Source organism: Pseudomonas sp. JL3 (assembly GCF_031570575.1).
Classification (GTDB): Bacteria; Pseudomonadota; Gammaproteobacteria; order Pseudomonadales; family Pseudomonadaceae; genus Aquipseudomonas; species Aquipseudomonas cucumis.
This window is the reverse complement of record NZ_JAKWJK010000003.1, coordinates 216321-228329: the sequence shown is the minus strand read 5'-3', so window position 1 is coordinate 228329 and position 12009 is coordinate 216321. Positions and strand designations below refer to the sequence as shown.

The window sequence follows — 12009 nt, the reverse complement described above, 5'->3', positions numbered from 1 at the left end:
GTTCGTTGATCCACTTTGTAAGAAGGCAGCGGAGGTAGTAATGAAGTTTTGTCGTTTTGGCCCGCCAGGCAAAGAGCGTCCAGGTTTGGTGGACGCCGAAGGTCGGATCCGCGATCTCTCTGCGCATATCACCGATATCGATCCTTCGGTACTGGCCCCTGCAGCTCTTGCTGAACTATCGAAGCTAGATCTCGCTGAATTGCCGGTGGTAGAGGAGGGTGTTCGTTACGGAGTCCCCGTGGCCCAAGTGCGTAAATTTATCGCCATTGGACTCAACTACCGAGATCATGCTGAAGAAGCTGGCATGGCGATTCCCACCGAACCCATCATCTTTCATAAAGCCATCAGCTGCCTCTCCGGGCCGAATGACGACATCGTTCAGCCTCCGCATTCTACAAAGCTTGATTGGGAGCTTGAGCTGGGGGTAGTGATTGGAAGTGAAGCTAAATACGTGTCCGAAACCAATGCTCTGGATTACGTAGCTGGTTATTGCGTGGTGAACGATGTTTCTGAGCGGGCTTTCCAGATGCAAAGTTCGCAATGGGATAAAGGCAAGGGATGTGACACTTTCGGCCCGATTGGGCCTTGGCTGGTGACTCGAGATGAGATCGCGGATCCGCAGAACCTCGATATGTGGCTGGACATAAACGGTGAACGGCGCCAAACAGGTAACTCGAAAACGATGATCTTTTCTGTTGCGCAGATTGTGTCTTACTGCAGTCGGTACATGACGCTGCATCCCGGTGACGTAATTTGTACAGGCACTCCTCCAGGGGTAGGCATGGGGATGAAACCGGAGCCTCTTTGGCTACACCCCGGCGATCAGATCCATTTATGGATTGACGGCTTAGGAGAGCAGCGGCAGAAGGTTGTGCCAGCCAGGTAATCCGTAACTCGGCAAATGAGCGTCTCCAAGTGGAGACGCTTGCTGATATTAGAATTTGTCTGGCATGTCATGATCCCAGACCTAAATCGAATACGCTGGCTCCCAGCATGATGGCTGCGACGATTCCGACGATCGAGAACGCCTGTTGTAAACGAGGAATGGCCAGCTTGTGAGCTAGCTGCCTTCCCGCGATCAACCCTAAAACCGCACCGACGGCAAACGGTACCGCTGCTTGCCAATACATAACGCCGCTGATCGCGGCTGCAATCACTCCGCCGATTGAAACCGACGCGATCACCGCAAGAGAAGTTGCGACAATACTTTTCATTTCCAGATTGGTGTATCGCGTCAGGGCCGGAATGATGACGAAACCTCCTCCGACACCCAGCAAGCCTGACAGTAAACCCGACGTGAAACCGGTTAACGCCAATACTCGAGCACAGGGCAGCGTCCAGCGTAACCGGCCCTTTGCCGGATTAAGTACGCAGGGCAACACCTCGCGTCGTGGAGCGGCACCGCCATTACGGATTTCCCGACTTGCATTGCGCAACATGCGCACGCTTGCGTACACCAGCACCAACGAAAATACGAGTGCGAGAGGCTTGTTGGGAATGCGTTGAGCCAGGTGTAAGCCTAGCGGCGCAGCCACGATTCCAATCGATGATATGAAGGCAGCTGCTTTATATCGAACGACGCCTTGCTTCAATCCGAGCACAGCTCCGACGCCGGAAGCTAACGCCACTGCTAGCAGTCCGACAGGGGCCGCTTGGGTCATTGATAAACCTAGACCGAAAACCAATACAGGAATGGCGAGGATTCCCCCGCCTGCACCAGTCATGGCTAGAACACCTCCAATGACCGCGCCAAGAACGACGGCCAGCATGCTGTGCTCATCCATATGTTAATGCTCCGCCTGACTTACTTCCGTGTCAGCGAACCATTCGCGTCCTTTCAGCATGCAGTGCCAGTAGAACGGCGGGAGAATTCTCTCTTTAAGAAACCAACTCAAACGAGAGGGTTTGCGCCCATCCAGAAACCAGGTGGCAAACGTCGGCGCTAGCTTTCCGCCATAGAGAAACTCGGCCAAGACAACTTTTCCACGCTCAACCGTCAGAGGGCAGGAGCCATAGCCGTTATACGCAGCTTGATGCTGTTTCATCCCTAGGTTAACCAGGACATTGTTCGCTACGACCGGCGCTTGTTTACGTGCAGCCGCCATGGTTTTCGCATTTGTGGTATTCACCACATCTCCTAGCGCCCAAACATTGGAAAATTTGCGATGAGCCAAGGTCGCTGGATCTACGTCGACCCAGCCCGCATCATCCACGAGCGGGCTTGAGCGAATAAAATCTGGAGCAACCTGCGGGGGCACGACGTGAAGGAGGTCAAACGACTCAATCACGGTCTGGGTGTTTCCTTCTTTATCGGTACGTTCGAAAGTCGCCTGTTTGTTGGGGCCATCCACGGCCACTAGCTTGTGGCTGAATTTCAAGTCGACCGCATATTTTTCCATGTACGCCATGAGGGCAGGGACGTAGTCGGCGACGCCGAATAGCACACCGCCGGAATTAAAAAATTGCGTTTTTATCTGTGCCTGGCGATCGTTTTTCAACCAGTGATCGCATGAGAGATAGAGCGCTTTCTGAGGCGCACCCGCACACTTGATTGGCATTGGCGGCTGCGTAAAGAGGGCCTTGCCTGATTTGAGTTCCTGGACAAGTTTCCAGGTATAAGGCGCAAGATCGTAGCGATAATTAGAGGTTACGCCATTGGAGCCTAATGTCTCAGTCAGTCCTTTGATAGCCGACCAATCGAGCTTCAAGCCAGGGCAGACGACAAGCTGGTCGTACTGAATAACTCTCCCTCCATCGAGGACGACTGCATTGGCCTGTGGGTCGAAAGCAGTTACCGCTGCTTTGATCCACGTCACACCTCGAGGCATGACAGAAGCCATCGTCCTTACAGTAGATTCAGCCTCGAAGATGCCTCCGCCGACCATAGTCCACCCAGGTTGATAGTAGTGCGCATCAGCAGGGTCGATTAGTGCGATATCCAGATTCGGTTCTCGTGACTTCAGGCTGGCTGCGGTGGCAATGCCTGCAGAGCCGGCACCAACAATGACGATCTGGTGATGAGTCGTAGCCATGGCATTAGCGGTGCGCCCACCATTGCTGATTCTGCGTGCAAGTGAAGAAACATCCACCTGTGCGCTTTTGGTTTTTTCGAGAATGGCGGACAGACTCTGCTTGCCTGCCTCAGAGAGCGCCCACAGCATCGCTGACCGGGTGCCAGTTCTACAGTAGGCAACCACAGGTCTCGACGCTTCCTTTAAAATTGCGACGAAGGAATCTACCGTTTCATCAGCAATGGCTGATGCTTGGGTGGGCAGGTAGTGAAACGTCATGCCTTCTGCTTCGGCTGCTTGGCGGATCGTTACATGTGTTGGCTGGTCGGTTGCCTCGCCATCCGGCCTGTTGCAGATGAGAGTACGAATCCCGAGCTCAGCCAGTTGCTTCACATCGACCACGGTCAGTTGCGACGCAATAGAAAAATCCGAACTTAATTTATAAGTATTCATATTATTTTCCGTTGATAACTACGCAAGGTTAAAGCGTTAAAGCGTGTTGAGCGGTATTTTCAGATAGCGGATACCATTCGTTTCTGGCTCTGGCATGTTGCCGCCACGCATATTGATTTGGACGGATGGCAGTATCAGCATTGGCATGTCGAGAGTTGCATCACGTGTTTCTCGCATGTTCACAAATGTATCTTCGCTTGTACCTTCACGGACATGGATATTTTCACGCTTTTGTGCTTTTACACTGGTGATAAACGCGAGCGGTCGGCCATTCGGACGATAATCGTGGCACATCAAAATGTGGGTTGATTCAGGAAGCGCCAAAATCTTATGTATTGACCGAAAGAGTGTTCTGGCGTCCCCTCCAGGGAAGTCGCACCTTGCTGTGCCGTAATCGGGCATGAACAATGTATCGCCCACGAACGCGAGACCTGTTTGTTCATCCTGGATAAGATAGGTCATACAGGCAGGTGTATGACCAGGCGTATGCAACGCTTGGGCGGTTAAACTGCCAATATGAAACGTATCGTTGTCATCAAACAAAATATCAAACTGATCGGAACCGCTTTTAAGTTCATCTTCTGTATGGAACAAGTGGCTAAAGACTTTTTGAACGTCTTTTATTCTGTTTCCGATGCCAATCTTGCCGCCTAGCCGTTGTTTCAAATATTGAGCAGCGGTCAGATGATCGGCATGTAAATGTGTCTCAAGGATCCATTCGACGGATGCGCCCAGCTCCGTCACGCGTGCAACGATTCTGTCGGCTGATTCGGTTTTTGTGCGGCCCGATTTCGGATCGTAGTCAAGCACGCTATCGATAAGCGCACACTGCATGGTAGAGCGGTCAAGCAACAGATAGCTGAACGTCGATGTCGCTTCGTCAAAGAATTCTTCGACCAATATTTTTGCGCCGAAATACATTAGATAGCTCCTGAATAGCTGCTATGTCAGCAGTCTCAAGATCCATGCCAATGTTGATCTTTCCATTGAACGCTCTAAACAGCGTGTTTCCTGAGTTTCCAGGGCGAGGTATTCGTGTCTGTCATTATTTTTGGCAGTTAACTGGCAGTCTGTGGCAGTATTTGGCAGTAGAAAGCATACGTGTTCGGGAGAAGATTATGAGTAGTGGGCTAATCGCTACGAGCAATGTAGATGTTCAAGCGTTGATTTCTTACCTTGAGCATGACGATAGACCCACCATCGTCCTGGATGTCGAGTACAACGTCATTGCCTCCAACAAGGCCTATCAAAGGCATTTTGGTGTTGAGGGAAAACCGCACGTTGGCTCCAAATGCTTCAAGGTTTCGCATGGCTATGCGGTTCCCTGCGATCAGGCGGGTGAGCTTTGTCCAATGCGCAAGGCGTTTGATAGCCATGCTGCGGAAAGGGTACTGCATATTCACCACACTCCCCGGGGGCCAGAACACGTTGATGTTGAGCTTCGTCCCATTTTGGATCGCCAGGGCCAGGTAGTTGCTTACGTTGAAAGATTGATCACCGTAGACATAGCGTCTGCGCAGCCGCAAAAGCAGGGGCTAGTGGGCGTATCGCCGTCTTTTAAACAAGCGTTGAGCGCGCTGCAGCGAGCGGCGCCTTCCCCGATTCCCGTTCTTTTGCAGGGTGAGTCGGGAACCGGTAAAGAGCTGTTCGCTAGGGCGCTCCATATGGGTAGTCCGCGCTCAAACGCACCTCTGGTTGTAGTCGACTGCACCGGCCTTTCAGAGTCGCTGTTCGAGAGTGAATTATTTGGCCATGAAAAAGGAGCATTCACAGGCGCGCTCAGTAAGAAAATTGGGCTTGCAGAGGCTGCGCATGGCGGTACGCTTTTTCTGGACGAAATAGGCGATGTACCTCTCTCCATGCAAGTCAAATTGTTGCGTCTAATTGAGTCTGGCAGTTTTAGACCTGTTGGTAGTTTACGGACGATCCATTCCGATTTTCGTCTCGTTGTTGCGACTCATAAGCCTTTAAAGGATATGGTCGAACTTGGCACTTTTCGCGAAGACCTCTACTACAGAATCAGTGCTTTCCCTATAACGCTTCCGCCATTGAGAGAGCGTTTAGACGATTTGCCGCTGCTTATAGAAAGTCATCTAAAACGAATTGCACCTGGCAGTCGGGCTGAAATTGACGAGGAAGCATTGAAGCGCCTTATGCTGTATTCATTTCCGGGGAATATCAGGGAGCTAAAAAATATTCTTGAACGGGCGCGTCTGTTCAGTGACGACGGGATTGTACGGGAAAGAGACTTGCCTACGAATGTAACTGGCTACATCTCCCAGTACAAAACTACAAATAGAAATAGCAAGTCCCTAAAAAACCTTGCCCAGGTACTTAATGGGTTCGAGGGGTCGCGAGCAGATTTAGCTAAAGAACTGGGGATTAGTGAGCGAACGCTTTATCGTCGGATTCAGGTTTTAGAAGGGAAATAGATGAGTCTTATCGGCGAGCAGTGTTGAAGGTGTTGATCTTGAGATAAAGCATTCGGGCGGACAAGAAAGCACAGCCCAATTAAGGGCTGTGCATATAATTAGCTTGAAGATTAGCCGCGTAACATGTTGAATTTCGCAAAGCCTTGTTCGAGGTCTTCGATCAGATCAGATGGGTCTTCAAGACCAATATGCAGCCGCACAAGGTGCCCATCAATTTCCCAGGATGTCGCACTTCTAACGGGTTTGGGATCTGCGATCATCGCCAAGCTTTCAAAACCGCCCCAAGAGTAGCCAATTGAAAACAACGATAGGCTATCCAAGAGTGCATCTGCCGCTGCTTGCGTGGAAGGTTTTGTCACGAAGGACAGTAAACCTGATGCTCCTTTAAAATCCCTTTTCCATAATTGGTGCTGAGGGTGAGACTCTAATGCAGGATAATAAACTGCTTCCACTTCCTCGCGTGTCTCCAGCCACTTAGCGACAGTCGTCGCGTTTTTGTAATGACGTTCCAGTCGCACATCTAGCGTCCTCATCCCTCGGAGCGCCAGCGTCACGTCATCCGGACTCGCAAACAATCCCATGTTGAAATGGAATCGCTTGAGGCTATCCCACGCACGCTTGGAGGCTGATACGGTACCAAGAACGGCATCTGAGTGACCGACGATATATTTCGTGGCAGCCATGATGGATAGATCGACACCAAGTTCCAGTGATGGAAAGTAAAGCGGGGTACCCCAAGTGTTGTCTGTAATAACTAGGATGTCATGTTCATGGGCAACCTTGGCTATTGCAGGGATGTCTTGTATTTCCAGAGTCAAAGAGCCGGGAGATTCGGTATAGATGGCTTTAGTGTTTGGTTTGAGGAAATCTACGATGCCGGCACCTATTGTCGGGTCGTAAAACGTGACCTCGATTCCAAGGCGTTGACCCACCTGCTCACAAAAAGCCCTTATCGGCGAATACACGTTGTCGGCAATGAGCAGGTGATCGCCAGCTCCCACCACCGACAGTATGGCAGTCGTACATGCCGAGAGCCCCGAAGGGCAAAGAACCGTGCCTTCCGCTCCCTCCAGCTGCTGGAGGGCCTGAGTCAATGCTTCCGTCGAGGGGTTGTTCCACCGGCCATACGTATATTTTTGGCGGCCCTCACGCATCGACTCACACGTAGGGAACGCCACAGTGGAACCCCGGTAAACCGGTGTATTAACGAAGCCATGATGCTGATCAGGCTCGATAGAGGCGTGGGCGAGTAGGGTTTGCACGTTTTTATATTTTTTCATACCGGCTTCCAATTCTAGCGTTTGGTGAGATTTGGCTACGCACTAGCTACCGCAGATTCAAGATTAAAATGCCATTTTCATTAAATGTCTACCACAAGGTTGGCTTGTAGGTAAAACTCGTTAAAAAACAAGATATTGAAAATATTTAAAAATAGAGTTTGCATGACTACCATGTGAATGGTAGGTTTTTTGTGTCTTGGGATTTCGCTACCTGGTCGACCGAAAAGCGATGATCTGAGCGTGTTGTGGCATTGAGCGGGAGAGGTTTAGTGTCTTTGACGACATGGGAGCTCAAGGCTTCTCTCGCACTTCCCGTTTGGAATGGGAAGAAGAAAGTTAAGTTTGCAAGGGATAAGAACAAAAACTGCAAATTAATCGCTTGGGTGAAACATGAAAAAACAAAGAATACAATCTCTCTCAGCAGTTCAGTGTGGCGGCGAACTAAAAGATAGATCGAACTGGCTTGATTCTCATGAAAGCGGATATTCAAAGCATTTAAAGAAACGTCATGTACAAATGATGGCGCTAGGTGGAGCCATCGGTACAGGTCTGTTCCTGGGCGCAGGGGCCAGACTGCAAATCGCGGGGCCTGCACTTGCGGTGATTTATTTGGTTTGTGGGATATTCGCCTTTTTCATTTTGAGGGCGCTGGGTGAGCTAGTGATGCACCGTCCAAGCAGTGGAAGTTTTGTATCTTACACCAGGGAGTTTATGGGTGAACGTGCCTCTTTCGTTGCAGGATGGATGTATTTTGTAGTTTGGGCGTTAACAGGTGTTGTTGATATAACCGCCATTGCTATTTATATGAAGTATTGGAGTGTGTTTTCGGATGTTCCTCAGTGGGTATTCGCGCTAAGTGCTTTGGGTGTAGTGACATTGATGAACATGGTCGGTGTCAAATGGTTTGGTGAAATGGAGTTCTGGTTCGCTGTGATAAAGGTCGCCGCTATCAGTATTTTTTTGGTGGTCGGGTCGTTCTTTTTTGCTACTGGGCATGAGGTGGCAGGACATATTCCGGGCTTGCATTTGATCACGGATAACGGGGGGATATTTCCTCATGGGCTTTTGCCAGCAATCATCATCGTGCAAGGCGTCATCTTTGCTTATGCGAGCATAGAGTTGGTGGGAACTGCTGCTGGCGAGACGGCGGATGCAAGAAAAGTTATTCCCAAAGCCATTAATGGGGTGATCTGGAGAATAAGTTTGTTTTACGTGGGCTCCGTATTCCTGCTTGTTACTGTGCTCCCTTGGACAGCCTATAGCGCTAACGTCAGTCCTTTTGTAACTTTTTTTGAAGCACTTGGTGTACCTGGCATTGGCTCCGTAATGAACATTGTTGTAATGACAGCGGCGCTCTCAAGTCTCAATTCAGGTTTATACGCCACTGGGCGCGTGTTGAGGTCACTTGCGATGGGTGGGTCAGCGCCGAAAATGTTTAAACGCATGAGTAGTCAAGGGGTACCCTATATGGGGATCTTGGTCACCATGGGGATTAACGTATTTGGTGTTGTGCTGAATTTCTTGATCCCCGCGCAATTATTCGAGCTCTTACTGAATTTGGTATCGCTGGGGATTCTTTCGACTTGGGCATTCATTGTTTTGTCGCAAATAAATTACCGTCGTGCTGTAAAAAGAGGTGAGGTCGAAATGGTCTCATTTAGAATGCCTGGAGCGCCGTTCACCTCTTGGCTAACTCTTGTTTTCTTGCTTGTGGTATTGGTTCTCTTGGCGTTCGATTATCCCAACGGAACTTACACCGTTCTTTCTATACCGTTAGTCGCTGGTGCACTGATTCTGGGTTGGTCGAAGGCCGTCCGTTCCAAAGCTAAAGGTTCGGAAGAAATTAAAAGCGATCCTAGCCACGTAGGGGCCTAGCTTAATAGAGCTGAGAGGTCGTTTTACAGCGTCCTCTCATCTCTAGAGTTGAACTGTTGCCTTAAGGCAGCTAATATGCATTCATTAAAAACTCTAGGTAAGCTTTATGAGTACGCGTTCCGACCTTTTAACCACCGCCGAGTTATTGCTGCGCACCAAAGGCTACGCTGCATTTAGCTATGCCGATCTGGCTGACGAAATTGGCATAAAAAAGGCGAGCATTCATCATCACTTCCCTACAAAGGAAGGGCTCGGAATCGCTGTTATTGAGAGTTACCTATTTAGATTTTCCAAGAATCTAGAGTCAATAAACGAAGAGAGTCATGATGTAGTAGGTCGGCTAAAAGCATTTGCCGAGCTTTTTGTCGATAGCTCGGATAATGGCATGTTGCCACTTTGCGGTGCGCTTGCAGCTGAGCTGTCTGCGCTGCCAGAAAGTCTTAAGGAGTTGACTAAGAAATTTTTTGAGATTCATATTTCTTGGTTAGAAAGTAATCTAGTCATAGGTCAATCCCAAAAAGTTATTAAGGCAGATCTCAATCCGAAAGAGGTTTCGAGAGCGATCTTGAGCTTGCTTGAAGGCAGCAGTTTTGTTTCCTGGGCACTTAGCGACAAGGTCGTTGATCAGTCTGGGTTTAATTTGATTTTGCAAAATATTATCGTTTCGTAACTTGTGCTTAGGATTTGATCTATATTGCCACTCTTCCATGGGGGCATTTTACGCGGACGACAGTTTAGTGGGTTGGCGCAATGGCAGGCGCAGCATCTCCCGGTGCAATGAGTACCGCACTAGCCAAGATTGATTCTCCCTTTAACGCTTCGACGGCAAAGCTGATCGAATTTTCCGTTGTACAGCATCGCAGGTGAGAGGGGGGAGTATTTCAACTGTCACGCGCCGACGAAAACCGGATACGTCTTGGCGGTTTTGGTCTCCGGCATGCCGCCTATGAAGGCAAGAAAGCCCCCAAAACCAGAAGTGCACATTCTTACTCAGGGGAACGCTTCGCGTCACTAAGGCGAGGAGCCGTATGCGATAGTTCCGCACGGATCTGCGGAGGAGATGGCAGCTAACTGCCATTTCCACCGCGACCTTTAGAGATATAGATCCATAGGATTCACTACTACTCCTATAGATTGACCAACTACCTAAGTGAAGCCACCGCATCGGAGCCAATACCACCGACCCGAATCTTAGTTTCTTTGGAAGCCACTTGATTTTTACCCGCGCGATCCGAGCTTTCAGCGGCTAGACCTTTTGCTCCGACATGATCGGCACCGTCAGCGGCCAGGCCTTTTGCTCCGACATGATCGGCACCATCAGCGGCCAGGCCTTTGGCTCCGACATGATCGGCACCCTCAGCGGCGACACCTTTGGCCCCGACGTGATCGGCACCGTCAGCGGCCACGCCTTTCGCCCCGACATGATCGGCACCGTCAGCAGCTAGGCCTTTGGCTCCGACATGATCGGCACCCTCAGCGGCGACACCTTTGGCCCCGACGTGATCGGCACCGTCAGCGGCCAAGCCTTTCGCCCCGACATGATCGGCACCGTCAGCAGCTAGGCCTTTGGCTCCGACATGATCGGCACCATCAGCGGCGACACCTTTCGCCCCGACATGATCTGCACCGTCAGCGGCGACACCTTTGGCCCCGACGTGATCGGCACCGTCAGCGGCCAAGCCTTTCGCCCCGACATGATCGGCACCATCAGCGGCGACACCTTTTGCACCGACTTGATCAGCACCGTCAGCGGCGACACCTTTTGCCCCGAGGTGATCGGCACCATCAGCGGCCAGACCATTAGCCCCGACGTGATCGGCACCGTCAGCGGCGAGGCCTTTGGCTCCGACATGATCGGCACCATCTGCGGCGTCACCTTTTGCCCCGACGTGATCGGCGCCTTCAGCGGCGACACCTTTGGCTCCGACATGATCCGCACCGTCAGCGGCGACACCTTTTGCCCCGACGTGATCGGCGCCATCAGCGGCGACACCTTTGGCTCCGACATGATCAGCACCGTCAGCGGCGACACCTTTTGCCCCGATGTGATCGGCACCGTCAGCGGCCAGGCCTTTTGCTCCGACATGATCGGCACCATCAGCGGCGACACCTTTTGCCCCGAGGTGATCGGCACCATCAGCGGCCAGACCGTTCGCCCCGACGTGATCGGCACCGTCAGCGGCCAGGCCGTTGGCTCCGACATGATCGGCACCATCTGCGGCGTCACCTTTTGCCCCGACGTGATCGGCGCCATCAGCGGCCAGACCTTTAGCTCCGACATGATCGGCACCATCAGCGGCCACACCTTTCGCCCCGACGTGATCGGCTCCGTCAGCGGCGACACCTTTTGCCCCGACGTGATCGGCACCGTCAGCGGCCAGGCCTTTGGCTCCGACATGATCGGCACCATCAGCGGCCAGACCTTTCGCCCCGACGTGATCGGCACCGTCAGCGGCGACACCTTTTGCCCCGACGTGATCGGCGCCATCAGCGGCCAGACCTTTTGCTCCGACATGATCGGCACCATCAGCGGCCAGACCTTTCGCCCCGACGTGATCGGCACCGTCAGCGGCGACACCTTTTGCCCCGATGTGATCGGCACCGTCAGCGGCCCGGCCTTTTGCTCCGACAAGATCGGCACCATCAGCGGCGACACCTTTTGCCCCGACGTGATCGGCGCCATCAGCGGCCAGACCTTTTGCTCCGACATGATCGGCACCATCAGCGGCCACCTGGCCCGTGCCATGCTCAGCGCCACTTCGTGCTAATGCGCCGGCGCCGACATGATCAGCACCATCAGACGCAGTAGCGGTAGATTTGGATTGGTTATCAACAACCGAAACAGAGCTTGCGGTAGGTAGTTCTTGCGCCTCTGTACGTAACGACGTTTGAGGCACAGCGATGTATATTCCAATTGCTGATAAAAAAAGACCTGAAGCAATTTTACGGTTCATGACT

At 51.6% G+C, this 12009-nt stretch carries 9 protein-coding genes and 1 pseudogene; 5 read left to right on the top strand and 5 right to left on the bottom strand.

Annotation, left to right across the window (positions count from 1 at the left end; all coding sequences use genetic code 11):
• The first annotated feature begins 40 nt into the window (after window positions 1–40).
• Window positions 41–886 carry a fumarylacetoacetate hydrolase family protein gene (locus MMG91_RS07380; RefSeq protein WP_310659224.1) on the top strand — a complete coding sequence of 282 codons (846 nt, stop codon included), beginning with the start codon at window positions 41–43 and terminating at the stop codon, window positions 884–886.
• 67 nt (window positions 887–953) lie between these two features.
• On the opposite strand, the gene MMG91_RS07375 is transcribed toward MMG91_RS07380, so the two are convergent.
• Genes MMG91_RS07375 through MMG91_RS07365 form a run of 3 tightly spaced genes read right to left on the bottom strand, consistent with a single transcriptional unit; the run spans window position 954 to window position 4385 of the window.
• Window positions 954–1784: a sulfite exporter TauE/SafE family protein gene (locus MMG91_RS07375; RefSeq protein ID WP_154909218.1), complete on the bottom strand. Its 831-nt coding sequence runs from the start codon at window positions 1782–1784 to the stop codon at window positions 954–956.
• 3 nt (window positions 1785–1787) lie between these two features.
• Window positions 1788–3464 (bottom strand): TIGR01244 family sulfur transferase, encoded by a 1677-nt coding sequence (locus tag MMG91_RS07370; protein WP_310659223.1) that lies wholly within the window; start codon window positions 3462–3464, stop codon window positions 1788–1790.
• Between the two features lie 36 nt (window positions 3465–3500).
• Window positions 3501–4385, bottom strand: a complete 885-nt coding sequence (locus tag MMG91_RS07365; RefSeq protein ID WP_019579178.1) for an MBL fold metallo-hydrolase — start codon at window positions 4383–4385, stop codon at window positions 3501–3503.
• 197 nt (window positions 4386–4582) lie between these two features.
• Between MMG91_RS07365 and MMG91_RS07360 the strand changes: the two genes are divergently transcribed.
• The gene (locus MMG91_RS07360) at window positions 4583–5896 is read left to right on the top strand and encodes a sigma 54-interacting transcriptional regulator (protein ID WP_310659406.1); all 1314 of its coding nucleotides are present in this window, start codon (window positions 4583–4585) and stop codon (window positions 5894–5896) included.
• A 110-nt stretch (window positions 5897–6006) separates the two neighbouring features.
• On the opposite strand, the gene metC is transcribed toward MMG91_RS07360, so the two are convergent.
• A complete protein-coding gene (gene metC / locus MMG91_RS07355) occupies window positions 6007–7176 on the bottom strand; it encodes a cystathionine beta-lyase (protein WP_028941110.1) in 1170 nt (389 codons plus the stop codon).
• A gap of 390 nt (window positions 7177–7566) precedes the next feature.
• On the opposite strand from metC, the gene MMG91_RS07350 reads away from it, so the two are divergent.
• The 3 genes from MMG91_RS07350 (at window position 7567) to MMG91_RS28920 (ending at window position 10496) form a co-directional block, all read left to right on the top strand.
• Window positions 7567–9051, top strand: a complete 1485-nt coding sequence (locus MMG91_RS07350; protein ID WP_310659222.1) for an amino acid permease — start codon at window positions 7567–7569, stop codon at window positions 9049–9051.
• A 106-nt stretch (window positions 9052–9157) separates the two neighbouring features.
• Window positions 9158–9721 (top strand): TetR/AcrR family transcriptional regulator, encoded by a 564-nt coding sequence (locus tag MMG91_RS07345; protein ID WP_008022721.1) that lies wholly within the window; start codon window positions 9158–9160, stop codon window positions 9719–9721.
• Between the two features lie 595 nt (window positions 9722–10316).
• The gene (locus MMG91_RS28920; RefSeq protein ID WP_405046521.1) at window positions 10317–10496 is read left to right on the top strand and encodes a hypothetical protein; all 180 of its coding nucleotides are present in this window, start codon (window positions 10317–10319) and stop codon (window positions 10494–10496) included.
• 1176 nt (window positions 10497–11672) lie between these two features.
• Here the strand turns inward: MMG91_RS28920 and MMG91_RS28915 are convergent.
• A pseudogene (locus MMG91_RS28915) lies at window positions 11673–11867 on the bottom strand (hypothetical protein); the annotation flags it as partial.
• Window positions 11868–12009 lie beyond the last annotated feature (142 nt).